This window comes from Alcanivorax sp. VBW004 (assembly GCF_009718865.1).
Lineage (GTDB): Bacteria > Pseudomonadota > Gammaproteobacteria > Pseudomonadales > Alcanivoracaceae > Alcanivorax.
This window is the reverse complement of record NZ_WNHC01000001.1, coordinates 2,701,843-2,727,246: the sequence shown is the minus strand read 5'-3', so window position 1 is coordinate 2,727,246 and position 25,404 is coordinate 2,701,843. Positions and strand designations below refer to the sequence as shown.

Below are 25,404 nucleotides of genomic sequence, written 5' to 3'. Positions count from 1 at the left end.
ACAATGAAAAAAATCCTCGCACTTCTCATCATCATCGCCATTGCCGCTTACCTGTTATTCTGGCCGGTCAGTATCGAGCCCGTCGCCTGGCAAGCCCCTACAGCCCCCGCCCTTGAAGGCCCCTACGCCACCAACACAACACTCAATGACAGCCGCATACTCGGCAAGGATGAAGGCATTGGCCCGGAAGATGTGGCCATTGATGACGAAGGCTACCTGTACGTGGGCTATGTAGATGGCCGCATTGTTCGCTTTGATCCCGACGGCAAGAACCCGGACCTGATCGCCAACACCGAAGGCCGGCCACTGGGTCTGGATTTTGCGCCCTCCGGCAACCTGATCGTTGCCGATGGGTACAAGGGGCTTTTGAGCATCAGCGCGGCCGGCGCCATCACAACCCTGAGCGACAGCGCTAACGGACTGGCCTACGGTTTCACCGATGACGTGGATGTGGACAGCAACGGCATCGCCTATTTCTCCGATGCCTCCAGCAAATTTGGCCCGGCCATGCATGCCCGCGACGACATCATGGAACACGGCGGCCATGGGCGGCTGTTGCGTTACGACCCGGGCACCGAACAAGCCGAAGTCCTGCTTGATGGCCTGCAGTTCGCCAATGGTATCGCCCTGTCGCAGAATGAAGACTTCGTGCTGGTCACCGAAACGGGCAACTACCGCATCGTTCGCTACTGGCTCAAAGGCGACAAAGCCGGCACCCACGACATCTTCATGGATAACCTGCCCGGCATCCCGGATGGCATCTCGGCCAACGGCGACGGCACCTTTTGGCTCGCCCTGTTCAGCCCCCGCAATGCCATGCTCGACAGCCTTTCCGACAAACCCCTGTTGCGCAAAGTGGCCTTCCGTATGCCCAGCTTCCTGCAGCCGCAACCGGTGCATCACGGCTTTGTACTCGGCCTCGACGAGCAAGGACAGGTCACCCACAATCTGCAAGACAACAGCGACGGCGCCTTCGCCCCGATCACCAGCGCCGAACAGCACGGCAACACCCTCTACCTGGGCAGCCTTACCGAACCTCGCTTTGCCGCTTACCCCCTGGGCGATAACAGCGCCGCCACTCGCAGTAATGACGGAGACAGCAACAAATGAGCGCCCTGAACGCCGCCTTTATCGGACTCGGCACCATGGGCTACCCCATGGCCGGGCACCTGGCCGAAGCGGGTATTACCATGACGGTGTACAACCGCACCGGCCAGCGGGCACAGCAGTGGACCGGGGACTACCCCGGCAGCCATGCCACCACCCCCGCTGAAGCCGCCCAGGGGGCTGATCTGGTTTTTGTCTGTGTCGGTAACGACGACGACCTGCGTCAGGTAACGCTCGGCGATGACGGCGCCCTGCAAGGCCTTGCCAAGGGCGCGATTCTGATCGATCACACCACCGCCAGCGCAGAAATGGCCCGTGAGCTGGATACCGCCTGTCGGAAGCAGGGCAATCATTTTGTGGATGCCCCGGTCTCCGGCGGCCAGCAAGGAGCTGAAAACGGCCAACTGTCGATCATGTGCGGGGGTGAAGAGACGATCTATCAGCGTGTACTGCCTACCCTTCAGCATTACGCCAAAGCCACCAACCTGATGGGACCGGCGGGCAGTGGCCAGCTGACCAAGATGGTCAACCAGATCTGCGTAGCCGGGCTGGTGGAAGGCCTCTCCGAAGGCGTTGCCTTTGCCCTGAACGCCGGCCTGGATGCCAGCAAAGTCTTCGAAACCATCAGCCAGGGGGCCGCCGGCTCCTGGCAAATGGTGAACCGGCACCAGACCATGATCGACGACCAGTATGAGCACGGCTTCGCCGTGGACTGGATGCGCAAGGACCTGGATATTTGCCTGAACGAAGCTGCCCGGAACGGGACCCCCCTGCCCATCACTGAGCAGATAAACGACTTTTACCGGGATATTCAGGCCAGGGGCGGGGGCCGCTGGGACACATCGTCCCTGTTGCGTCGATTGCAGAAAAAACCTGAAGCCTGATGCCGCATGCCTGACGCAATAAAATTGAAACCCACACCACCACCGATGTCATTGTGGGTTTAGGCGTCAGGCACTCCGAAAGGCGAAGAAACAGCCCTCATCAGAAGCCGGGACTTTCCCTTAAATCCACGACAAATCTTCATTCAAGGCAACGTCACTGCCCCTTTTTTGGGCACAAGCGCATCCGCATTCCCGTGTGAAAGCTGCTCTGCCACTTTTTTGGGCAACGCCTCCAGCAACGGATCGTACTCGCCCAGCACCCTCTCCATGCTGTCGAAATGCCCCACGAGGTCGGTTCCCAGGGTAAAACGGTCCGGGAATTCACGGATAAGCGCCAGCCACTCCTCGCTGGGCACGCCGTCATCAATCAGGTAGTGGTCCTTTACGCTCCACGACAGATCAATATACAAATTCTCATAGCGGCTCAGTAATGCCCGCAGGATAGGCGGCAAGGTCCCCAGTGGTGCCTGTCGCTCTTCCACACCACCACTGGTACCTGCGTGGGCCAGCAAAAAACGGGTTTCCGGGTGCTCACTGAGCGCCTCTTCCAGCTCCCCCAGATAGATCGGCGTCTCTTCGCGAAGGGAGGTCAGGTTGCTGTGCAGCAACACGGGAAGATCATAGCGCCCCGCCATTGCATACACTTTCATGAGTGCCGGGTGGTTGGCCCGGGGAGTCTCTCCTTCGGTCAGCGCAGTGAGCTGATCATGCCGGGTGAGAATTTCCCCCACCCCTTGCCACAGGCCTGGATAGCGCTCAATAAGGTGCTCCACCTGTTCCGCTGCATGCATGTCCGTGGGGTTGAAACCACTGATAAACGGCTGCAACCGCGCCTGCTGCTGCTTCGGCAACGACAACACCGCCTGGGCAACAATGTCATCCGTGGCACTGTAGTAATACAGAGGCGCCTCATCGCCCAGATAATACCGGGGGCGGCGTGGCGCCTCTGCCTGCCATTTTTTCATCACCGGCAGACCAAATATCCAGGCTCGCTCCACACCCGCCTCATTCATGGCCGCGATCATCGCCTGGGCGCCCTCACTGTCCTGCATGAAATCCACATAGTGCAGGTGCGCATCAGTCCATTGCCGGCTCGCAACCTCTCCTGCATTGGCACAGCCTGCCGACAGCGCAGCCAACAGCAACACTCCGCTACCCAACACATTAACCCTGTTTCCCATCCAGCCTCTCCAGCAAATGTTCACCAACCCGGCGCCTGGCCATCCAATGACCGCAATACAGTGACTACAGACACCTCAGGTTGTTCATGGATATGACATTTTCTTGCCCTGCATGTCTCAATATAGACAATAACTAAAATATAGATCATTATTGGCACTAACAGGAGGCAAAACATGGAACCGGCAACAGCCTATACCCCACAAGCTCTGGACGATGGCGCCCGCCATGCGGCCTTGCGTGCCGTATTGAAGCTGCTGGAGCACTGGCAGTGCAGTGAAAAGGAGAAAATGGCGCTACTCGGTGTAGGCCGCTCCACCCTGCACAAATACCAGAGCCAGCCAGACAGCGCGCGGGTAAACCAGGATCTGCTGGAACGGCTCAGCTATCTGCTGAATATCCATCAGGCGCTACGTACCTTGTTCGGCAACAAGGAGAACGTGTACGGCTTTGTGCGCATGGCCAACCATAACGCCTTTTTCAATGGTGCGACCCCCATGAGCATTATGGGCAACGGCCGGGTCGCCAGCCTCTATGAAGTACACCGCCAGCTCGACAGCCTGCGGGGCGGCCAATGGGGCTGAGTGAACCGGATACCGATGCCCTGCCGCGCACGACACTACGCGGACAAACCGCCTACCGACTGGTCAATGGCAAATATCCCCCCATCGCCATCTTCGATGATGTGGCGGACCAGGCCGATTTCGATGCGCTGTTTGCCGTGCAGGCACTCACCAATCCCCGCCTGCAAAATGATATTGGCGAGCTGAACCGGGTACCGCCCGATCAACGCCCCTGGGGCATCCCCGGTTGCAACTACGCCCTGGGCCCTTTCGTGCATGTGAACCCGGCCGGTTCGCGCTTCTCTGCGGGCCATTACGGCGTCTTCTATTGTGCTGACCGTATGGCAACGGCCATTGCCGAAACCCGCTATCACCAGCAACGCTACTTCCAGCAGGTGGATGGCCTCAAATATGACCGCATCGTCATGCGCGGCCTGAAGGTCAATTTCACCGCGACACTCATCGATATCACTCCTGCCAGTGATCACCCACACTGGCATGCGCCCGATGATTACAGCGCAGCCCACCTGCTGGGCCAGCACCTAAGGGACCAGCAGCACAGCGGCATTCATTACGAATCGGTGCGGGCTGCCGGCAGCCATTGCTACGCCCTGCTGAGCCCTCAAATTATCGCCAGCATTACCCCCAGCGCTCACTACGAATACATCTGGGACGGCGAAAAAATCGCCCACACCCTCACCATCCGGCGACTGAGCTGACGCAGGCAACAGCATTTCCAGTAAGCGAAGCATCGGAGAGGAAGCATCTACTATTTGCGACTGATCCCGGGACCGCAGGATCAGACCAAGCCTGTAGCATGATGGACTAGTGCGTGAAACGTGATGCGGCCGCAAAGCGGCCATAAAAAAGCCCCACTCTTTCGAGTGAGGCTTTTCTATTTGGCGTCCCCTAGGGGAGTCGAACCCCTGTTACCGCCGTGAAAGGGCGGTGTCCTGGGCCACTAGACGAAGGGGACGTGTTTGGTGGAGCTAAGCGGGATCGAACCGCTGACCTCAACACTGCCAGTGTTGCGCTCTCCCAGCTGAGCTATAGCCCCAAATACCAGTGGGATCAGGTACATCCCGGTAGGTGCGGCGTATTCTACCGGCCACCCCTACCCTGTCAAGCGCCAGCCAGCGGTTTTTTTCAGAATGAAGTCGATTTGACTACATCCTGAGCAAGTTGCTGAAAAACTGGGCAAAACAAGCAGCTTCGAGCTTAAAGGATTGTGGCGGACTAGTTACTGAGCACAACCTGCCAGCCCGCTTGCGGTTTTCCTCACAGCTAGTCGCTAGAAACTCGCAGCTATTTCCCGGTAGGCCTTCTCCAGTTTCTTCATCTGCTTCTTGGATACTCCCCCCAGGACCTCAATGGCATGGCGGATGCGGGCACGACTGATGTCAGAACCGATGATCTCCATGGAGTCGACCACCGAGAAACTGGCACTGGTGCCGGCAATGGCGATGAAGACCGGGAACAGGAAATCCTTGATCTTCACTTCCAGGGCATCGGCGATGGCTTTGGCGTCGGCGAACAGACCGTCACGGTTCCAGTCGTTGCGCGCTTCATAGGTCCAGAGCAGATACTGCAACCACACCTTGATGTCATCGGTGCCGTACTGCTTATGCTCGAAACTGGCTTCGGTGAGCGCCGGCATACCGTTAAAGCAAAACGCTGCCTTGTCTGCCACTTCCGACAAGGTCTCCACCCGCTGACGCAGGTGCGGGATGATTTTCATTGCGTAGTCGCGGTTGTAGGCCCAGCCAAGGAGCGAATCCAGGAATTGCTCATCGCTCTGATCCCGCAACCATTGGCCGTTCAGCCAGCTGAGCTTTTCCACATCGAACACCGGCCCACCCAGAGACACACGCTGGATATCGAACGCGTCCTGCATCTGCGCCAGCGAAAATTTCTCGCTCTCATCCGGCATGGACCACCCCATGCGTCCCAGGTAATTGACCAGCGCCTCAGGCAGGTAGCCCATGCGCTGATAGAACAGGATACTGGTGGGGTTCTTGCGTTTGCTGAGTTTGGATTTATCCGGGTTACGCAGTAGCGGCATGTGACACAGCGCCGGCATTTCCCAGCCAAAATATTCATAGAGCAATTTGTGCTTGGGCGCAGAGTTAAGCCATTCCTCACCACGAATTACATGAGTGATCTCCATCAGGTGATCGTCCACGATATTCGCCAGGTGGTAGGTGGGCATGCCGTCGGATTTCAGCAGAATCTGTGCATCGACCAGCGCCCAGTCCAGCTCGACCGTACCGCGCAGCATATCCTGAATTTCACAGCGACCGTCCGTGGGGACCCGCATGCGAATCACGTAGGGTGCGTTATCAGCCTCACGTTTCGCCTGCTCATCAGCCGGCAGTTCCAGATCCGACGGCTTGAGCGCCCGATTTTCACCCTTCTCTTTCAGCTCGGCCCGTAGCACATCAAGCTCTTCACTGGTGCGGTAGCACTTGAACGCATGGCCCTTTTCGATCAACTCGTCCGCGTACTGGCGGTACATACCCTTACGTTCGCTCTGGCGGTACGGCCCATGCGGCCCGCCCACGTCCGGGCCTTCGTCCCAGGTCAGACCCAGCCATTTCAGAGAATCCAGGATCATCTGTTCGGACTGATCCGTGGAACGGGTCTGATCCGTGTCTTCGATACGCAGAATAAACTGGCCACCATGCTGCTGCGCAAAGCAGCGATTGAACAAGGCAATATAAGCCGTGCCGACGTGGGGATCACCGGTGGGCGACGGGGCGACGCGAGTACGAACAGTCATGCTGACTCCAATAATGCAAACTGGCGCGGATTATACCTGTCAAAGCCGCCACCATGTAGACACGAAGCCCGGGGTTTCTGCTATGGTTATGACAACTTCGTGACTCCGGTTCACTCTGTTGCCCTGTTTTGTCTGGCAGCAGGTCTTCATTGGATTCAACTGCTCAAGGAAAAGACCATGCGTATTCCGTTTCAACGTTCCCTGCTCGTCGCTGTGATTGCCAGCACTACCCTGCTGCAAGCCTGTTCCGACAACAGCGAAGACGCCACCAAAGAAGCTGCGGCTCCAGCTGCAAACGCCCCTGCCGCCACCGATCACAGTAATCACATGAACACCGATGACAGCGCTGAAAAACCTGCTGCCACCGGCATTACCCGCAGCCCCGCCCCGGAAGGCGCTGCCGCTGAAATCGTCAGCCCGGCCAATGGCGCCACCGTCAGCAGCCCGGTGAAGGTTGTCTTTGGTCTGGAAGGCATGGAGGTGGCGCCGGCTGGCAACGAGCAAGACAACAGTGGCCACCACCACCTGCTGATCGACCTGGAAACCCTGCCGGACATGGGCATGCCGCTACCTGCCAACGACCAGGTGGTTCACTTCGGTAAAGGCCAGACTGAAACCGAGCTGGAACTGGAACCGGGTACCCACACCCTGCAGCTACTGCTGGGCGATTACCGCCATGTTCCCCATGAGCCACCGGTCATGTCCGAGAAGATCACCATCACGGTGGAATGACTACCCAGCACAAAAAAGGGCCTCGATTGAGGCCCTTTCATTAATCAATCCAGTTCGGTTGGCCCAATCACAGTTCCATCCATCAACACAGCAGCAAAATTTCCCCCACCCCAAACTCTATTACCGTCGAAAACAGGCAAAAGATCCACTCGGTAATACCAAACATCTTCGGCCAGGGAGCAGCCATGCTCTGTGAGGGCAATTTCCCTTACGTCCACCATGTCATAGCGGCTGTACTGGGATTTTGACCACTCCTTCACCAGCCTGTACGCCTCCGAGACAGGCAAAGGAGGCTCCCCCATTTCAGGATTCCATGATGGGAAAGCATGTATCTGCTGGTTTGAGATAATCAAACCCACTTTGGTGCCATCGGATTTCGTTGCCGACATCACAGAACCACCGCCACAGGCAAGAGAGGCGACAGGCACCATCAGCGTAGCGCCAACAAGAAGTGAAATAATTCGGACCATGCTTCCCCCTGTTTTTGTATTTTTAATATTTTTGCACTCATTTATCGAAGGCCCTATATGAGTGACAAATGATCAGAGCAATTCAATAACGGAATCCACTATCCTGCACAAGCCTCATCAGCCGCTGCCATCTCCTTAACGTAACAACAGGTGCGGCACCTTCGCTTCACGAATCATCTTGTTTGTGGTGCTGCCCACAAAGAATTCGCGGATGCGGGAATGACCATAGGCCCCCATCACCACCAGGTCCACGTTGTGGCTCTGCTGGTACTGGTGCAAAGCAGGCTCCACCTCACCTTCAAGCGTGGCCGTTTGCACGTTATGCCCGGATTGTTCGAGCTGCCGAGCCACCTCATCAAGCCCCTCATGGTTATTGCCAACCGTCACCAGATGACAATCCAGCCCCTGAAACAGCGGACTGTCAGCCAGCATGCTCACTCCCTTACGCGAGGTAGCACTGCCATCGAATGCAAGCATGATGGTTTTCGGTGCCTGAAACTCCCCTGCCGTCACCAGGATTGGGCGATGCAGGCCGCGGATAACACGCTCGACATTGTCTCCCACCTGGGCACCAATACCCTCGTGTTCTTCGCCTTGCTTGCCAATGACCAGCAAACGCATGTCTTCTTCCAGCTCGGCAAGCGTATCCACCAGATCACCGTGACGCTGACGTTGTTGCGGGTCGCTAATGCCAGCTTCGCTGGCGCGCTGACTTGCCGCTTCCAGCATCATCTTGCCTTGTTCCAATGCCAGGCGGTTACGCTTGGCATCCAGGTCGGCCAGCTCTTCCATCAAGTGCTCGCGACCACCCAGCGCCAGATTACCACTGAAATCGGCACTGACCGGGTAGCGCGAATGATCCAGCACATGCAACAAGGTCAGCGGCGCGCTCAGGCGCTGTGACGCCCAGGCAGCGTAGTCACAAACAGCCGTTGCAGCGTTGGAGCCGTCGATACAGGCGATGACATTCGTCATTGTTGTTCTCCTTTGGCGCTTAGTGGCCGCCCATCATTTTTTCAACGGCAGCGGGCTTGTCATGCACACCGAACTTGTCCACCAGCGTAGCACTGGCTTCGTTGAGGCCGACGATATCCACTTCGGTGCCTTCGCGGCGGAACTTGATCACGACCTTGTCCAGGGCGCCGATAGCGGTGATATCCCAGAAGTGGGCACGATGAACATCAATAGTGACTTTATCGATGGCTTCCTTGAAGTCAAACGAGGCGATGAACTGGTCGGAGGAGGTAAAGAATACCTGCCCCACCACATCGTAAACCCGGTGCCCGTCTTCAGCACTTTCGGTCGCTTTCACGTAGAAGATACGCCCCACCTTGTTGGCATAGAACAGGGCACTCAACACCACCCCGATCCCCACACCAATAGCCAGATTGTGGGTCGCCACGGTGGCCGTCACCGTGGCCAGCATAACCACGGTACTGCTGGCCGGATGTTTTGCCATATTGGTAATGGACTCCCAGCTGAAGGTACCGATGGACACCATGATCATCACCGCCACCAACGCGCCCATGGGAATCTGGGAAACCCACTGGCCCAGGAACACCACCAGTACCAACAGGAAACAGCCGGCAAACAGGGTCGACAACCGCTTGCGCCCACCGGATTTCACGTTGATCACCGACTGGCCAATCATGGCGCAACCGGCCATCCCGCCCAGAAAACCGGACGCGATATTGGCCACGCCCTGGCCTTTGCATTCCCGGTTCTTGTTACTGTCAGTGTCGGTCAAGTCATCAACAATGGTGGCCGTCATCATGGATTCCAGCAGACCAACCACGGCCAATGCCAGAGAATACGGCAGGATGATCTTCAGGGTTTCCAGATTCAGCGGAATATCCGGCAACAGGAAGATTGGCAAGCTGTCCGGCAGCTCCCCCTTATCCCCCACCGTGGGCACATCAATGCCCAGATACATCGCCACACCGGTAATGACCACGATGCAGACCAGCGGCGACGGCACCGCCGTGGTCAGCAGAGGCAACAGATAGATAATCCCCAGGCCAGCGGCCACCATGGCGTAAACATGCCAGGTCACGTTCACCAACTCCGGCAACTGCGCCATGAAAATAAGAATCGCCAGGGCATTCACAAACCCCGTGACCACAGAACGCGACACAAATCGCATCAGGTTACCGAGTTTGAGGAACCCCGCGATGATCTGCAGTGCGCCAGTGAGCACCGTGGCCGCCAGCAGGTATTGCAAGCCGTGGTCGGCCACCAGAGTCACCATCACCAGCGCCATGGCGCCAGTGGCTGCAGAAATCATCCCCGGGCGCCCGCCAAAGAAGGCCGTCACCACGGCAATACAGAAAGAGGCATACAAACCCACTTTCGGGTCCACGCCGGCAATGATGGAGAAGGCAATCGCCTCCGGTATCAAGGCAAGTGCCACAACGGCCCCTGCCAGCAAGTCGCCACGGACGTTACTGAACCAGTCCTGCTGAATCGTTCGAAGCATGGATTTCAATCCTGTGTTTGGAAATAACAAGCAAAGGCTGCGCAGCGGCAGCAATAAAATACGAAGAACGGCACCAACAGGCACCGCACGGCAAAGCCATGTAAGGAGGGCGCGCTAGGGCGGACTCAGCCGTGTTTGGGTCATTATGAACACCCGACAGTAAGGAAAGGCGCGGATTCTAGCAGAACCGTTCGGCCAATTACAGGAAGCGCCAGAAGCCTCCCCCCCACCCCACTACGCCCCGAGACCACAACATGCGATAATCCCCGTTTATGTGTACCGCCTTCGCGGCATCCGCAAAGGCCCCAATTATGTGCCCGATACCGTGTTAATGACCGAGTCCACCGCCGCCAACAGCCCATCGCTAATACTGGACCGTCGCCTGAGCGTAGCCCCGATGATGGACTGGACCACCCGGGACTACCGGTTTCTGGCCCGCCTGATCACCCGGCATACGCTGCTGTACACCGAAATGGTGGTAGCCCAGGCCATTCTGCACGGCGATCGTGACCGTTTCTTGAGTTTCAACGACGAAGAGCACCCCGTGGCCCTGCAACTGGGAGGCAGCGACCCACAACAACTGGCCGAGGCCAGCCGCATCGCCGGAGACTACGGCTATGACGAGATCAATCTGAATGTGGGCTGCCCATCCGACCGGGTTCAACAGGGCAAGATCGGCGCGATTCTGATGGCCGAGCCGGAGCTGGTGGCGCGCTGTGTCGAAGCCATGCAGGCGGCGGTCCGCGTACCGGTGACGGTGAAAACCCGTATCGGCATCGATGACCAGGATGACTATGATTTCCTTTACCGGTTTGTGGGCCGCATGGAAGCCGCCGGCTGCACCAGCCTGACCATCCATGCCCGCAAGGCGATCCTTTCCGGCCTCTCCCCCAAGGAAAACCGGGATATCCCGCCGCTGATCTATCAGCGCGCTTATGCCATCAAGCAGGCCTTTCCGCACATCGAAATCATCCTTAACGGCGGCGTAAAGACACTGGATCAGGTACACGAACACATGGGGGAAGTGGATGGCGTCATGATTGGTCGCGAGGCCTACCAAAACCCCTACTTCCTGGCCGCGGCAGACCGGGTGGTATTTGGCGACGACCACGCCATTCCCAGCCGCCAGGCTATTGCCGAACAGTTCCTGCCCTATGTGGAACGCCGTTACGCTCTGGGGCACGCACCCAAGCACTCGCTGCGGCATATCCTTAACCTGTTTCAGGGCCAACCCGGTGCCCGTCGTTTCCGACGCCACCTCAGCGAAAACATGCACAAACCGGAGACGACACCACAAGTGCTCATGGACGCCTTGGCACAACTGCCTTAGCCTGTGGGTACGTTATATCTCCGTAGGAGCGGTGCTCTCTGTGCGCTGTGGGTATGAGCCGCGAATAAAACAGTGTCGAATTACCAGTCGCGAGTTTCGAAAGGCACAAAGCGGGTACGGGTTTTCGTAACTCGTCACTCGTTCCTCGCAACCTGGCAATTCAAACACCGCTCCGACGACACAGAAAACTCCCTGTCATAGTTGGCCTCTACCCTGTCGCCCGCCATGACACTGAAAGGAACGGATACCGTGAACAAACGCGAACAGCTCGCTCAATGGACATCGTTAGTTGCCGACACCGGTGACCTTGAAATGATCGCCCAGCTGCACCCCGAAGACGCCACCACCAATCCCTCCCTGCTGCTGGCCGCGGCCCGGGACGAGCGTTACCGCGATCTGCTGCAGCAAGCGGCAGACTTGTGCCGCACCCTGGGCCACCAGGGAGAAATGGACTGGCTCACCGATACCTACGCCTGCCTGGCCGGCCAGGCTATCCTGGAACGCGTGCCCGGTCTGGTATCCAGCGAAGTGGATGCGCGCCTGTCTTTCGACACCCGCGCCACCGTGGAAAAAGGCCGCCGGCTAATGGCGATCTACCGGGAGCTGGACGTGGATCCAGGCCGCATCCTGATCAAGGTAGCGGCCAGCTGGGAAGGTATCCGTGCCGTGGAGATCCTGGAAGAAGAAGGCATTCGCTGTAATGTGACGCTGGTGTTCAACCAGACCCAGGCCCTGGCCGCCGCCGAAGCCGGCGCTACTCTAATCTCACCGTTTGTAGGCCGCATTTTCGACTGGCACCGCAAAAATGGCATGACCATCGAAACCCCGGAGCAAGACCCGGGCGTGCTATCCGTGCGCGAAATCTTCGCCACCTTCAAGGCCCGCGGCCTAGACACCATCGTCATGGGTGCCAGCTTCCGCAACGCCGGGCAAATCGAAGCGCTGGCCGGCTGCGACAAGCTCACCCTCAGCCCGGCACTGCTTGAGGAACTGGCTGGCGATAACGGCGGTCTTACCCGGGTACTGGACCCTGAACTGGTGGCCCCGCAAGACGACTGGACACCGGTGAACGAAGCCGCATTCCGTTGGCAGCTCAACGATGATGCCATGGCCAGCGACTTGCTCGCCGATGGTATCCGCCGCTTTGCCAAGGATCAGCAGGCACTGGAAACCTTACTGATTGACGAGGGTGTCATTTGAATTGGCTGAACCGACTGTTTCGCCCTGAAAGCGATACACCACAGTACTCTGAACACGATCTGCACCGTGCTGCTGCAGCCCTGCTGTTCGAGGTAGCACGCACCGATGGCACGGTGGATCAGGCAGAAACCCAGCGCCTGACCGCTGCCGTGGAGCAACACTGGCATCTGGATGCCGAGGAAATGCAGGATATTGTGGCGGAGCTGGAAAACCGAGTGGATCAGGCCACCGACCTGTTCGAGTTCACTCTGCCGTTACGCGATCACTGGGGCCCGGAGCAGCGGGTCACGTTGATTGATGAGATGTGGGCCATGGCGGCCGCAGACGGCAAGGCCGATGTACATGAAGAGCACTTGATCCGTCGGGTCAGCGACCTGCTCTACGTCTCCCACGGCGACTACATTCGCGCCAAACTGAAAGCCACCGATCCTCAAGCGCTGGATACCTGATGCCGGCACCCGATGCCGCTGGCATCTGGCAACCGCACAGAACCACTACCAGCCGTCGTCTTCGTACTCGTCATTGAGTTCCGAATCGCGGGCTTCAATCTCGGGAAAGCGCAACGACGGCCGGTCACCGCTTTCAAAACGACGGCGTTGCAGGTAGGCATTGCGCAGGAAGGTATAGCGGTCGCCAACGATATTGCGTTCCAGGTCCAGCAAGTCAGCCCGCAAGTCGACCACATACACCGCGGTAAAACTGTGGCGGGTCAGGTCGTGGGGGATATAGTGACGCAGGCGCATGTAGTCTTCCGGCAGGATAGCCGCAGCATCCCGCCCTGTGGATGGCCCAAAGAACGGCAGCATCATGAACGGGCCTTCCGGCACACCCCAGCGGGCAAACGTCAGGCCCAGGTCAGTATTGCGCTTCTCCAGATCCACCTTGCTGGCCACATCAAACAAGCCACCAATGCCTAGCGTGGTATTGACGGCAAACCGGCCCCAGTTCTGGCCCACATGCCCCCAGCGCCACTGCAAGACACTGTTCAGCCCGCTGCGAAAATCACGCAGGTTTTCATAAAAACGGGTGATGGTGTCGTTCATCCACTGTGGCGTGACCTTGTCGTACCCTTTGGCAACGGGCTTGAGGCCGTATTTGTCCAGCGCTTCGTTGAAAGCAAAAATCTTGCGGTTGATGTCTTCCCAGGGGTCTTCGTACTTGGGTTTGCCGTCCGGGGAGTCAAATGCCGTGGACGCATCTCCCCAGTCTTCTTCCGCCTGAACGGCGAATGGCAGACATAACAGCAAACTCAGCAATAGATAACGCACGGACACCCCGGACAGTAATGGACGCCGCATTATAGCGACGCCCCGGCCCCTACGAACAGGGCCACCGGCAAACCGTTACCCAACCCGCACAGGTTTTACACATTGGAGCGCTCTTGAGGCCAGCAACGACGGGCAATCCAGTAGTCCAGACTAACGAAGCGCCCTGCCCCGGAGAAGAACAGCACCAACAGCATAATCAGGTAAGTAACGGCAAATTCAATACCATTATTCAGCACCACGAAATTGCCTTTACCGGTAAGCCAGTCGTACTGTCCGTGCTCGCGCAGAATAGCCCGCGCCCGGCCCAGGCGCTCGCCCACTGCCTCACTGTTCTGCAAACTTTCCGCGGCCCCCGGAAACCCGACCTCGGCCAGGGGCGCAGCCATACTGGTTGCCGGATTGCCCGGTGCGATGGCGAACCAGCCGTTTTCCCAGTGCACTGTGCCAATGGCAACCAGCATGGTGAACATCAACGGGATGCTGATATAACGGGTGAAAAGGCCCAGTAGCAGCAAGACACCGCCAACCAGCTCAGTGGCCGTCGCCAAAAAGGCCAGTAACGCGGGAAAAGGCAAACCCAGCCCCCATTCACTGTTGCCAAACCAGGACACCGTACTCTCAAAGCTCATGGCCTTGTTATATCCAGCGCTGAACATCACCGGTGCCAGAAACAAACGAAGCGCCAGAGGCGCAAGGAAATCGGCAATACGGGTGTGATTCAATGCCGCATGACAGCGGTGAAACAAAGACAGTAGCGTGGTCATCGTCAGGATCCTTACAGGCGACTCAGTGAGGTTCCTATTAGGATGTCCCGATCACGCATTTGTTGCAGAATATCGCGAGAAAAAGTTTCCAGCGCCGCCACGTCCGCAAACTGCATTTCCTCAGCCAGGCGCCCCACCACCGCTTTACCCGTCTCCGTTGGGTGCTCGCCAATCAACTGCAGCAATCTGGCCGTCGGGGCGTTGATTTCCATAAAGCGCACGCCATCGTCCCGGCCACGATAAACCAGTAACCAGACCGGTTGCTCAAGCGCTTCCTGCGGCTGAAATTCACTACAAATTTTGTGCACAGGAAAGTGGTAGCTCAATATCTCATGCAGAGGGCTAAGCTGGGGAATCGCACGGAGTAGATCGCCATCCGGATGAAACCCGGTTTCCGGGAAGGTTTCTGTGGAGGCGTCCAGCACCAGCTCCATCCACTCGTAATGCGCCAGCTCCAGCATAAAAACCGGGTCGCCGGGCTCAATGCCCTGGCCGCTGGCCAGAAAGCTGACAAACTCCTGGGGAATTTCCAGAAAATAAGGAGTTTGACTGGCATGTTTTTCAAAGAATGCCCTGGCCAGTCTCTGCCAACGCGCACTGTCCAGCAGGCTGTGCAGCACAGGAAACCCCTGGCGCAAAAAACCGTTCACATTGTTGAAAAACAGATTGCGATAAATATCCAGACGCCGCTCTTCGATGCCGTCGGGGGCAGGATACGAATCCGGATTACGCAAGTGCGCAGCAAATTCCCGCTGTAGCGTCTGAAAATCCGGGGTTTTCATGACTGCACAGACTTTCTGGAAGACGTGCCAGGCGCGGATGCCTTTATGGCCGCGCTCGCATAGTGTTGCTGATAACCGCCAATCTTGCGCAACTCGGCAAAAAGGGTTTCGTTATCCGGAATATTGAAGTCCCGCTCCAGCAACGTGGGAAGTGGACCAAACGTCCGATAGGCGTGGTCCAGTAATGCCCACACCGGGTCGATCACATCGCTGCCGTGGGTATCCACTTTCAGATCTTCCGCTTCATCAAAATGGCCTGCGATGTGCAAATAACAAATGCGTTCACCAGGCAATGCGGAAATAAAATCGTAGGGGTCATAGCCGTGATTAATACCGTTTACATAGGCATTATTCACATCCATCAGCAGTTCGCAGTCAGCTTCCTGCAATACCGCATTCACAAAGTCGATTTCCAACATCTGTGAATCGGGGGCCGCATTCCCCAACCGAGCATAGTAGCTAACGTGTTCAATGCCGATCGGTTGTTCAAGAAAGTCCTGCACCTGGCGAATACGATCCGCCACGTAATGCACCGCCTCTTCCGTAAAGGGAATCGGCATCAAATCATAGAGATGACCGTGGTCACTGCAATAACTCAGGTGTTCGGTATAACGGCGAATGTTGTGTTCTTTAAGAAACGACTTCACCGACTTCAGTAATTCGAAATCCAGCGGTTCTGGCCCACCCAGTGACAGACTCAGCCCGTGAGTCACAAAGGGATAGCGCTCGGTAAAAGCACGAAACTCTTTACCCAGACGCCCGCCCATGGGAATCCAGTTCTCTGGCGCCACTTCCATAAAATCAAAGGGGATACTGTCAGGCGCGGAATCATGGGCCTGTGAAAGCGGGCCCATGAGGGCCCGCCGAAGACCCAGGCCCACTCCGGACACTGGTGTCTCAGTTTTCATGATCAGGCGTCCTTATGCGTCACCGCCGCATTTGCCTTCACCACACTTACCTTCGCCTTTCTTGTCTTCACCACATTTACCTTCGGCACCTTTTTCACCACAGCTGCCTTCGGCTTTCTTGTCTTCGCCGCACTTGCCTTCACCACACTTGCCTTCAGCGTGATCTGCGGCCAACTGGTAACCCGCGCTCAGGTCAGCAGCAGCAAACGGATTTTCAGCAGCCTGGGCCACTGGTGCAGACAGCGCAGAAGCGACAACAGCAGCACCAACGGTAGCAGCAAGAGGGTTCAGTTTGGTCAGCTTAGCCATGTTAAGTCTCCATACTTACTTTATTTGAGGGTGTACATTATTGAATGTCATGTCCGAAGCCGTTTTACCGGCTCAGGCACCCGCGCAAATCAAGAGCACCTGACACAGACAATATAGAGATGCGGGCGTGAGGTAAACGTTACGGCTACAGGCCAAAAAAAAAGAAAAAAGGCCGCAAAATGCGGCCCTAGGGGAACCTCTGAATAACTCCTTGCATGCTCAGCGTGGCCTGAAGCGTGCAGCTGTTGTGTCTTGTCTCGATGGTCAGGGTGGTTCCCTTTCCGAGAGGCAAGGCGCAGCAGATGGGCGCTTCAGGCCGTGCCCTTCGGGTCTTCCAGGCTGGCCCGCACTCGTTGTTGCGCTTTTTCGATGGATGGACATACACCTTCAAAAACGCGCCTAGATTGCGAACCAGCCTGAAAGACTGAGTACGCAAGGAGTTATTCAGAGGTTCCCTTAGTGAAGAGCAGGTGAACGCAGCAGTGATTATTTGATGCGGTTCACAATAACGCTGCCGATGGAATAACCGGCACCGAAGGAACAGATAACACCCTTGGTGTCCACCGGCAGATCTTCATTGTATTTGTGAAACGCAATCATGGAGCCCGCTGAACTGGTGTTGGCGTATGCATCCAGAATAACCGGAGCTTCCTCACGGGTGGCGGGACGGCCCAGTACCCGCTTGGAAATCAGTTCATTCATGCTCAGGTTGGCCTGGTGCAGCCACATGCGGCTGACAGAATCGACCGGCACCTGGGTATCGGCCAGGTGCGAGCTGATCTGCTCGGCCACCATGGGGCAGACTTCCTTGAACACCTTGCGCCCTTCCTGGCGAAACAGCTTGTCACGGGCGCCCACACCGCGCTCATCAGCCCGGTTCAGAAAGCCAAAGTTGTTACGGATGTTGTTGGAAAACTTGGTTTGCAGGCGAGTGCCCAGAATCTCCCATTGATTGCCAGAGGTCGCATCTTCCTTGCGCTCCAGAATCACGGCCGTGGCCACGTCACCGAAAATGAAGTGGCAGTCACGGTCTTCCCAGGCCAGGTGTGCCGAGCAGATTTCCGGGTTCACCATCAGCACCCGGCGGGCACTGCCATTGCGGATCGCATCCACGCCGGCCTGAATACCGAAAGTGGCACTGGAACAGGCCACGTTCATGTCGTAACCCCAGCCGTGGTCCATACCCAGGGCCGCTTGCACTTCCACTGCCATGGCCGGGTAGGCACGCTGCATGTTGGAACAGGCCACCAAAACAGCATCCAGGTCATTGGCTGTCAGGCCGGCATTGTCCAGTGCCTGTTTGGCTGCCTTGACCGCGATCTCCGCCTGAATGGACACCTCGTCATCGGTGCGCTCATCAATGCGGGGAGCGAGGCGGTCAGGATCCAGAATGCCTGTTTTATCAATTACATAACGCTGCTTGATGCCTGACGCTTTTTCGATGAAAGCACTGTTGGACGGGCCCAGAGCCTCCAGCTCGCCGGCTTCGATGGCTTGTGCATTGCGGGCGTTATAACGCTCCACGTATTCATTGAATGATTCCACCAGTTCGTCGTTGGTGATGGTCTGGCCCGGGGTCCACAGGCCGGTCCCACTGATTACAACCGAATAGCTCACAAGCGAGTCCTCGCACTAATGCAGGGCCAGCCGCCCTGCTACAGCAAATTAGATAATGGGTCGATTATCCGGATTCAGTGGGCCCGGCGCAAAGGCACCAGGGCCCATTTTGTTGGTTATTACGGTCGTTCAGAGGCCCGTTTACGTCTTGTGCTGTGCCTGGAGCGCCGTAAGCAAGCCTATTCGCCCTTCAGCATTGCTCCCACTGTTTATTCAGTCGCTTCGCTGAAACCGACAGTTTGGTGCCCAGTTGCTGGGCAAACAGGCTCACCCGGTATTCCTGCAGCATCCAGAAAAACTGCTGCAAGGGCTCGGGTTGCTTCCATAACGGGGCGCCAGCAGCCCGGGTTTCATGCTGTTTGCTGTAAGCCTCCAGCTCCGCACTGAGAGTGCGATCCTTGCCGATCTGCCCGCCCAGCTTATCCAGGCGGTGGTCGATGGCCCCCAATAGCCGCGGGTATTCCTGTAACCAGGCCCAGGGCACCTGTAACAGCACGTCATCGGGAAATAATTGCCCAAGCTGCTGCTTCAGGTCGCGGTGGGCATGGGCCCAGGCCAGCGGAAAGTTTTTTTCCAGTGTTCCCATCAGCTGCCGGTAGTGCGCAAACAGTTTCCCCAGCGTGGCCAGTTGCTGCTGGGCCCAGGGCACAAAGTCCCCACGGTGGGCATTGAGTCGGTCCCGAAACGCCGCCTCGTTACGCACCGGCTCATCCAGCTGGAAATGTTCGGCCAATAACCGCAGCAAGGCATGATCCAGCGCATTACGGGCCATGGCGCCTTTCTCGGTTTTCAGCTTCTGGAAACCCGCCATTTGCGAGGCCTGCTTGCGCAGATCCCGTAGCTGCACCGACAATTTGAAGCTCAACAAGCGGGCCGTGCCCCATCGGTGTGCCCAGGCACCCTCGACTTCATCGTCCCGATACTGCAGCTCTACCTCGGTGCCGACATCCACCAGGGCCGGGAAACGGCGTACGGTCATGCCCCCCAGATCCTGATCCTCGGTTTCCGGCAGCTCACCAAACAACCACTCCTGACCACGCAATGCCGGCGCGGCTTCGCGAGGCTTGGGCAAGTCCCGGGTGACGCCGGCAAGCCGGTCTTTTACGTCATCCAGGCTACGGCCCTGGGCGAGCACCTTGCGTTTGCCGTCAACACGGTCCACCACCTGAATAAACATGCGCAGATGGTCCGGCAAGGTGGCCGCCTGCCATTCCTCGAGTTCGATACGAAGGCCACTCATGCGCTGCAGTTCCCGGGTCATGGCTGGCAGCAACGGCTCATCCGGCGTCAGAGTTTCCATCAAGGCGCTAACATAATCCGGCACCGGCACAAAATGGCGGCGGCGCGCCTTCGGCAAGGCCCGAATCAACGCTTCCAGTTTTTCACGCAGCAAACCGGGCACCAGCCAGTCCAGTCGCGCCTCGGACACCTGATTCAACGCAGCCAACGGCACGATCAGGGTGACGCCGTCGCGCTCCCCGGTGGGATCAAAGCTGTATTCCAGCGGCAGGCGAAGCCCATCGAGTTTAAGCTGATCGGGAAACTGATCGCTGCCCAGATCCGGGCTTCGCGAAAGCAGGAAACTCTCATCCATGAGCAACGCAGTTTTCTGTTCCTCGCTGGCCTGTTTGTTGTACCAGTTCATCAGCCCGGCGACAGTGTGAAGGTCACTGGGCAGGCGCGCATCGTAGAAAGCCACGCGCGCTTCTTCATCCACCAAAATGTCCCGACGGCGCAGTTTATGCTCCATCTCTTCCAGTGTTTCAAAACGCTCGCGATTGGTTTTCACAAACGGCGGCTCTCGGGTCAGCTGCCCCATGACCAAGCCTTCACGGATCATCAGCTCACGGGCTTCTTCCGGCTGAATGGGCCCATAGTTAACCGGCCTGCCGCTGGCCAGAATCAGGCCGAACAGATTGACCTGTTCCTTTGCCATGGCGCAGCCACGCTTTTTCGACCAGTGCGGCTCAAAATATTGGCGCTTGAGCAGGTGCCCCGCCGCCTGTTCGATCCACAATGGATCGGTTTTTGCCACGGTCCGGGCAAACAACCGGCTGGTTTCCACCTGCTCTGCCGCCATCAACCAGCGCGCCTTGGTCTTCGACAGCGACGACCCCGGCCATACCAGGGGTTTGCGGTTTCGCGTCGACAACCATTCGCCCTCTTCCGTGCGTTGCATGACATTGGCCAGCAACCCGGTGAGCAACGCCTGATGTAAGGGCGCATAGAGCGGGGACGGAGGATCCTTATCACCGTTCTTGCTCTTTGCCTTATCAGGTTCCCTTAACGCCAACCCGGATTCCACTGGCGCGTTCAGCTCCCAGCCCTGCTCTTTACTCAGCAATAAAAGCTGGCGGTGGGTGTCGCGCCATTCGCGCATTCGCGTGGGAGACAGGAAGGTTTTCTTGAGCAGTTTCTCGTACTGATTGCGGCTCAGGGATTCGCGTTGGGAATCCGCCCACTGCCACAGCTTCACAAAGAACAGGAAATCCGATTCCTTGTCGGTGAAAGGCTGGTGGGCCTGATCTGCCTGTTGCTGCTTATCGTGGGGGCGTTCCCGGGGATCCTGGGCGGCCAGTGCGGACACCACAATCAAGGCCTCGCGCAACACTTTCTTTTCTGCCGCCGCGACCAACATTCGGCCCAGGGTGGGGTCCAGCGGGAAACGAGCCAGCTGCCGCCCCAGTGTTGTCAGCGTCTGTTTCTCTGTCAGCGCGCCCAGCTCATCCAGCAACCGGTAACCATCGCGGATCAGCCGGCCATCCGGCGGTTCGATAAAGGGGAAATCTTCGACCTTGCCCAGGCGAAGGTCTGCCATCTGCAGAATCACCGCCCCCAGATTGGTGCGCTGAATTTCCGGGTCGGTGAACGCCGGCCGATTGAGAAAATCGTCTTCATCAAACAGGCGGAAACAGATACCCGGCATTACGCGGCCGCTACGGCCGGCCCGCTGATTGGCACTGGCCTGACTCACCGGCTCCACCGGCAGGCGCTGCACCTTGGAGTGCACGCTATAACGGCTGATACGCGCGGTACCGGCATCGATCACATAGCGAATGCCGGGCACCGTGAGTGAGGTCTCTGCCACATTGGTACTGAGCACCACGCGGCGCCCGCGGTGGGCAGAGAAAATCCGATGCTGCTCGGCCTGGCTGAGTCGTGCATACAGCGGCAGAATTTCCGTGTCGCGCAGGCTGGAACCATGAGTCGCACAGCGTTTCAAATGGTGGTGCACATCGCGGATATCCCGTTCACCGGCCAGAAACACCAGTACGTCGCGCGCCATGGGCAGGCCATCGCGACGCTCATCACGCTGAATTTCCAGCAGGATGTCTTCCACCTGCCGGGACAGCTCCTGCCCGTCTGCGGGTGGCCGGTAACGCATCTCCACCGGGAAAGTACGCCCGGACACTTCCAGCACCGGGGCGCCACCGAAATGTTCGGCAAACCGTTGGTGATCGATGGTGGCCGAGGTGATGATCACTTTCAGATCTGGCCGGCGCGGCAACAGCTGCTTGAGATAGCCAAGCAGAAAATCGATGTTCAGGCTGCGCTCGTGGGCCTCATCAATAATCAGGGTATCGTATTGATTAAGAAAACGGTCCTGCTGAATTTCGTTTAGCAGCATGCCATCGGTGAGCACCTTGATCAGCGAATGTTCACTGACCTGCTCAGAGAACCGCACCTTGAACCCCACGGCGCTTCCCAGCGGGCTATGCAGCTCTTCCGCTACCCGGGTTGCCACCGCCCTGGCCGCCAACCGCCGTGGCTGGGTATGGCCAATAGTGCCTTCAATACCCCGCCCCAGCTCCAGGCAAATTTTGGGTAACTGGGTGGTTTTGCCGGAGCCGGTTTCACCAGCAATTACCACCACCTGGTGGTCGCTGATCGCCTGCTTGATATCCTCCCGGCTGGCCACAACCGGGAGATCCGGCCACTCCAGTGCCGGTACGGATGCCAGACGCTTATCCCGGCTGGCCATGGAGGTGGCCATGGCCTCGGCGACTTTATCTACAGCTTTAGGGTTACGTTTCCCGGCCGGCGTTCGTGCCAGGCCATCAACCCGTTTCTTCAGACGGAAACGGTCAGCCCGACGTACTTTGTCGAGCTGCTGGTAAAGCGGTTTCAGGGTATCGGTCATTAAAGGAGCCTCTAAAAAACGCCTTGCATGCTCAGTCTTTCAGGCTGGTTCGCAATCTAGGCGCCCTTTTGAAGGTGTATGTCGATCCATCGAAAAAGGTCAACAACGAGTGCGGACCAGCCTGGAAGACCCGAAGGGCGCGGCCTGAAGCGCACATCTGCTGCGCCTTGCCTCTAGGAAAGGGAACCACCCTGTCCGTCGAGACAAGACACAACAGCTGCACGCTTCAGGCCACGCTGAGCACGTAAGGAGTTTTTCAGAGGCTCCTTCAGCGCCATTGGGCAGGAGCCCTTCTCAAGTCACTCCTACGGGTAACAAACGAATTTTCGTGCCGCTATTTTGCGTGCAGCCACGCACGGCCTTTTTCTGTCAGCCCGCCTTTGGCGATAGTCAGGAATGCGGTGCTGGCTTCGGTGACTTCCACCTGAACCTTGAACCGCATCAACTCATCACGCCGGAAAGCATGAATCTCCATGACTTCACCGGGCAGGAAACCCGACAGCAGATTATCAATATTGCTGGTGGTGGCCTGCAGGCCATCCACGGCAATAATCACATCACCAGCGGATAGTCCCGCCGCCATGGCGGCCCCTTGCTCAAACGCCACCGCGATTTTCGCCCCCATGGTATCCGGCACCAATCTGGCTCCCAGATGAGGAATGCCATCCTTGCCAGCTCTGCCGCCGTTATCGCCATGCCCGGCAGCACTACGCCAGTGCAGCTCCACGCCCCGGTCGGCCAGCAATTCTGCCAGTGGCAAATCCTCTGTGCTGTACAGGGCCTGATTAAAGAAGTCACTCATGTCGCAACCGGCGATTTCTTCCGCCAGTGGCTGAATGCCCTGCTCCGGCACGCCCTCACCGGTCTGGCCGTAGCGCTGCCATAACACCCGCATCAGATCATCCAGCGTCTTTTGCTCCGCGGTCAGGTTGCGCAGGGTCAAATCCAGTGCCAGCGCCACCAGTGATCCCTTGGTGTAGTAGCTGACAATGGCATTAGGCGCGTTTTCATCCTGCTTGTAGAAGCGAGTCCAGGCATCAAAGCTGGATTCCGTCACCGTTTGTTTATGGCGGCCCTGCCCCCTGTATACCCGCGTCAGCGTCTGCCCCAGCAGCTCCAGATAGCTCTGCGGCGAGATCAGTCCGGTACGAGCGAGGGACAGGTCGTCGTAATAACTGGTAATTCCTTCAAACGCCCACAGCAATTCGGTATGCACTTCCTGTGACAGATCAAACGGCGTAAACGCGGCAGGCTTGATTCGTTTCACGTTCCAGGTATGGAAATACTCATGGCTGCACAGCCCCAGATAAGAGCGGTAACCATCGCGGACTTTGCCCGGTTCATCGGTACGGCGTGGCAAATCATCACGGGGACACATCAGGCTGGTGGAATTACGGTGCTCCAAGCCGCCATAACCATTGCCGGTCACCAGGGTCATGAAGACATATCGATCCATGGGAGCCGGCTCACCGAACATGCGGATATGGTGTTCACAGATCGGTTTCAGGTCACGACAGAGGCGCGCCATATCGGCTTTATGACGCCCTGCCAACACCACCCAGTGCGGCACACCACAGGCTTCGAACTGGGCATACTCAAACGGCCCCATTTCCACCGGGTGGTCGATCAGGGCATCGTAGTTATCCGCCTGGAACACACCGAAACCCAGCTCCGAGCCGGACTCCCGTGTCAGCCCGGTCGCCACTTGCCAACCGTTGTAGCCATGCCCTTGCGGGGCCTCTATCGCAACGTGGCAGGGTTGATCTTCATGACCCATGGCGGCCAGAAACACGCAGCTGCCGTTAAAATAACCGTGGGTGGTGTCCAGGTGCGCGCCACGCACGGACAAATCCCAGGCATAAACGTGATAGAGCAGTTGTACCGGGCCATCACAGGGCGGCACTTGCCAGGTCTGCTTGTCCCGTTTGGCCACAGGCAAGGTTTCGCCATGGCTGCTGGCTTGCACATGCACAATATGGCGAGCGAAATCGCGAATCATATAACTGCCAGGAATCCAGGCGGGCAAGCTGAACGCCTGCCCCTCCGGGGTCGGGTCCGCCACCGTCAGGGTCACTTCAAACAGGTGCGCCTCGGGGCGCAGCGGGCGAATCCGGTATTCGATCATGGTTACTCCTGAAAGGTGTGTCGCGTTCATTCAATCGGGATTTAGCTCACGCATCACAAACAAAACCGGGAGCCCAAGGCTCCCGGTAAACGGCGCAGGCCAGGGGTTAAATCATGTCATCCTTGGCCATTCGGTCCACAACAGCATCAGCCACACCGCTGGTCCCTGCCTGCAGGTCACTGGGGTTTACCGTGGTGGATTTGGCTCTCCATAGTAGCCCTTCCGGCTGAAGCCGGTACAGATTGGACTCCAGGAAGTACTTCTTGTCATTGCTGAAATAGCCGGGCTCGTAGGTGGCATTCTGGCGTACGTAATAGGTCTGGCCCATGGCACCGGACACCGCGATATCCGGGGCAAAATTGGTGCCCCCCTGGGTGTAGTGCATTTCTTCCTTGATATCGATGACGCTGATTACCAGTGCCGCTTCATAACCTTTCGAGGCGATATCGGCGGCCATTTGCTTGCGGGTTTTCCCTTCACTGTAATGGTCCCCCAATACCGGGGCGGATGCCGTTGCTTCCACTCCCTGCGCTTTCAAGGCAGCCACAACATTGGACTCCAGCGAGTCGCGGGCCTGCTTGTCATTGACCACCGCCACCACCATGACCTTGTTAACATGCTCACCGGTCTGGTGATCCTTGGCCCGGGCGGAACTGCTAACCATGGTGTTATGGGCCGTACAGGCCGTCGCCAGCACCGCCACCGCGAAAACCATCAGGAGACCTTTTATTCTTGCTATCATCTCTCTTCCTCGTTGAGTTTCTTGACCT

General features: G+C 57.7%; 22 protein-coding genes and 2 tRNA genes. 8 read left to right on the top strand and 16 right to left on the bottom strand.

What is annotated here, in order from left to right; genetic code table 11:
* The first annotated feature begins 3 nt into the window (after window positions 1-3).
* Window positions 4-1,110 (top strand): SMP-30/gluconolactonase/LRE family protein, encoded by a 1,107-nt coding sequence (locus F1529_RS12395; RefSeq protein WP_230457786.1) that lies wholly within the window; start codon window positions 4-6, stop codon window positions 1,108-1,110.
* Window positions 1,107-1,991, top strand: a complete 885-nt coding sequence (locus F1529_RS12390; RefSeq protein ID WP_155135178.1) for an NAD(P)-dependent oxidoreductase — start codon at window positions 1,107-1,109, stop codon at window positions 1,989-1,991. The genes F1529_RS12395 and F1529_RS12390 overlap by 4 nt, the downstream gene beginning before the upstream one ends.
* Before the next feature lie 143 nt (window positions 1,992-2,134).
* On the opposite strand, the gene F1529_RS12385 is transcribed toward F1529_RS12390, so the two are convergent.
* Window positions 2,135-3,172, bottom strand: a complete 1,038-nt coding sequence (locus F1529_RS12385; protein WP_155135176.1) for an amidohydrolase family protein — start codon at window positions 3,170-3,172, stop codon at window positions 2,135-2,137.
* Window positions 3,173-3,346: 174 nt separating this feature from the next.
* Between F1529_RS12385 and F1529_RS12380 the strand changes: the two genes are divergently transcribed.
* The gene (locus F1529_RS12380) at window positions 3,347-3,754 is read left to right on the top strand and encodes an MbcA/ParS/Xre antitoxin family protein (RefSeq protein WP_007149390.1); all 408 of its coding nucleotides are present in this window, start codon (window positions 3,347-3,349) and stop codon (window positions 3,752-3,754) included.
* Window positions 3,745-4,452, top strand: coding sequence for an RES family NAD+ phosphorylase (locus F1529_RS12375; protein WP_155135174.1), 708 nt, complete (start codon window positions 3,745-3,747; stop codon window positions 4,450-4,452). Before F1529_RS12380 ends, F1529_RS12375 begins: the two co-directional genes overlap by 10 nt.
* Window positions 4,453-4,633: 181 nt before the next feature.
* On the opposite strand, the gene F1529_RS12370 is transcribed toward F1529_RS12375, so the two are convergent.
* From F1529_RS12370 to gltX, 3 genes are all read right to left on the bottom strand, one after another.
* A tRNA-Glu gene (locus tag F1529_RS12370) sits at window positions 4,634-4,709 on the bottom strand.
* A 5-nt stretch (window positions 4,710-4,714) separates the two neighbouring features.
* Window positions 4,715-4,790, bottom strand: a tRNA-Ala gene (locus tag F1529_RS12365).
* A gap of 234 nt (window positions 4,791-5,024) precedes the next feature.
* Entirely contained in the window at window positions 5,025-6,512 is a 1,488-nt protein-coding gene (gene gltX / locus F1529_RS12360; RefSeq protein ID WP_155135172.1) for a glutamate--tRNA ligase, read from the bottom strand.
* A 177-nt stretch (window positions 6,513-6,689) separates the two neighbouring features.
* Between gltX and F1529_RS12355 the strand changes: the two genes are divergently transcribed.
* Window positions 6,690-7,244 (top strand): DUF4399 domain-containing protein, encoded by a 555-nt coding sequence (locus tag F1529_RS12355; RefSeq protein WP_155135170.1) that lies wholly within the window; start codon window positions 6,690-6,692, stop codon window positions 7,242-7,244.
* Between the two features lie 44 nt (window positions 7,245-7,288).
* On the opposite strand, the gene F1529_RS12350 is transcribed toward F1529_RS12355, so the two are convergent.
* The 3 genes from F1529_RS12350 to F1529_RS12340 all read right to left on the bottom strand — a co-directional run bounded on the left by F1529_RS12350 (window position 7,289) and on the right by F1529_RS12340 (window position 10,190).
* On the bottom strand, window positions 7,289-7,714 hold the full coding sequence (locus tag F1529_RS12350; RefSeq protein WP_155135168.1) for a hypothetical protein: 426 nt from the start codon (window positions 7,712-7,714) through the stop codon (window positions 7,289-7,291).
* 135 nt (window positions 7,715-7,849) lie between these two features.
* A complete protein-coding gene (locus F1529_RS12345) occupies window positions 7,850-8,689 on the bottom strand; it encodes a universal stress protein (protein WP_155135165.1) in 840 nt (279 codons plus the stop codon).
* A gap of 19 nt (window positions 8,690-8,708) precedes the next feature.
* On the bottom strand, window positions 8,709-10,190 hold the full coding sequence (locus F1529_RS12340) for a SulP family inorganic anion transporter (protein ID WP_007150267.1): 1,482 nt from the start codon (window positions 10,188-10,190) through the stop codon (window positions 8,709-8,711).
* A 331-nt stretch (window positions 10,191-10,521) separates the two neighbouring features.
* Here F1529_RS12340 and dusA point away from each other — a divergent pair, with 331 nt between their 5' ends.
* The 3 genes from dusA (at window position 10,522) to F1529_RS12325 (ending at window position 13,169) form a co-directional block, all read left to right on the top strand.
* Window positions 10,522-11,520, top strand: coding sequence for a tRNA dihydrouridine(20/20a) synthase DusA (dusA, locus tag F1529_RS12335; RefSeq protein ID WP_155135162.1), 999 nt, complete (start codon window positions 10,522-10,524; stop codon window positions 11,518-11,520).
* Window positions 11,521-11,745: 225 nt separating this feature from the next.
* Window positions 11,746-12,720 carry a transaldolase gene (locus tag F1529_RS12330; RefSeq protein WP_155135159.1) on the top strand — a complete coding sequence of 325 codons (975 nt, stop codon included), beginning with the start codon at window positions 11,746-11,748 and terminating at the stop codon, window positions 12,718-12,720.
* Window positions 12,717-13,169, top strand: a complete 453-nt coding sequence (locus tag F1529_RS12325; RefSeq protein WP_155135156.1) for a TerB family tellurite resistance protein — start codon at window positions 12,717-12,719, stop codon at window positions 13,167-13,169. Before F1529_RS12330 ends, F1529_RS12325 begins: the two co-directional genes overlap by 4 nt.
* A 45-nt stretch (window positions 13,170-13,214) precedes the next feature.
* Here the strand turns inward: F1529_RS12325 and F1529_RS12320 are convergent, their stop codons facing one another.
* From F1529_RS12320 to F1529_RS12280, 9 genes are all read right to left on the bottom strand, one after another.
* A complete protein-coding gene (locus tag F1529_RS12320) occupies window positions 13,215-14,018 on the bottom strand; it encodes a VacJ family lipoprotein (protein WP_007149382.1) in 804 nt (267 codons plus the stop codon).
* A 65-nt stretch (window positions 14,019-14,083) separates the two neighbouring features.
* Complete coding sequence (locus F1529_RS12315; protein WP_155135153.1) at window positions 14,084-14,752, bottom strand: DoxX family protein; 669 nt, start codon at window positions 14,750-14,752, stop codon at window positions 14,084-14,086.
* Window positions 14,753-14,763: 11 nt separating this feature from the next.
* Window positions 14,764-15,534: a DUF2063 domain-containing protein gene (locus tag F1529_RS12310; protein ID WP_155135150.1), complete on the bottom strand. Its 771-nt coding sequence runs from the start codon at window positions 15,532-15,534 to the stop codon at window positions 14,764-14,766.
* Window positions 15,531-16,442 (bottom strand): DUF692 domain-containing protein, encoded by a 912-nt coding sequence (locus tag F1529_RS12305; protein WP_155135147.1) that lies wholly within the window; start codon window positions 16,440-16,442, stop codon window positions 15,531-15,533. Before F1529_RS12305 ends, F1529_RS12310 begins: the two co-directional genes overlap by 4 nt.
* Before the next feature lie 12 nt (window positions 16,443-16,454).
* The gene (locus F1529_RS12300; RefSeq protein WP_007150356.1) at window positions 16,455-16,751 is read right to left on the bottom strand and encodes a hypothetical protein; all 297 of its coding nucleotides are present in this window, start codon (window positions 16,749-16,751) and stop codon (window positions 16,455-16,457) included.
* 486 nt (window positions 16,752-17,237) lie between these two features.
* Window positions 17,238-18,368 carry a beta-ketoacyl-ACP synthase III gene (locus F1529_RS12295; protein ID WP_007148801.1) on the bottom strand — a complete coding sequence of 377 codons (1,131 nt, stop codon included), beginning with the start codon at window positions 18,366-18,368 and terminating at the stop codon, window positions 17,238-17,240.
* Between the two features lie 190 nt (window positions 18,369-18,558).
* Window positions 18,559-22,509, bottom strand: coding sequence for an ATP-dependent RNA helicase HrpA (hrpA, locus tag F1529_RS12290; protein WP_155135144.1), 3,951 nt, complete (start codon window positions 22,507-22,509; stop codon window positions 18,559-18,561).
* A gap of 334 nt (window positions 22,510-22,843) precedes the next feature.
* Entirely contained in the window at window positions 22,844-24,634 is a 1,791-nt protein-coding gene (locus F1529_RS12285) for a M61 family metallopeptidase (RefSeq protein ID WP_155135141.1), read from the bottom strand.
* A gap of 106 nt (window positions 24,635-24,740) precedes the next feature.
* On the bottom strand, window positions 24,741-25,376 hold the full coding sequence (locus F1529_RS12280) for a hypothetical protein (RefSeq protein ID WP_230457785.1): 636 nt from the start codon (window positions 25,374-25,376) through the stop codon (window positions 24,741-24,743).
* Between the last annotated feature and the right edge of the window lie 28 nt (window positions 25,377-25,404).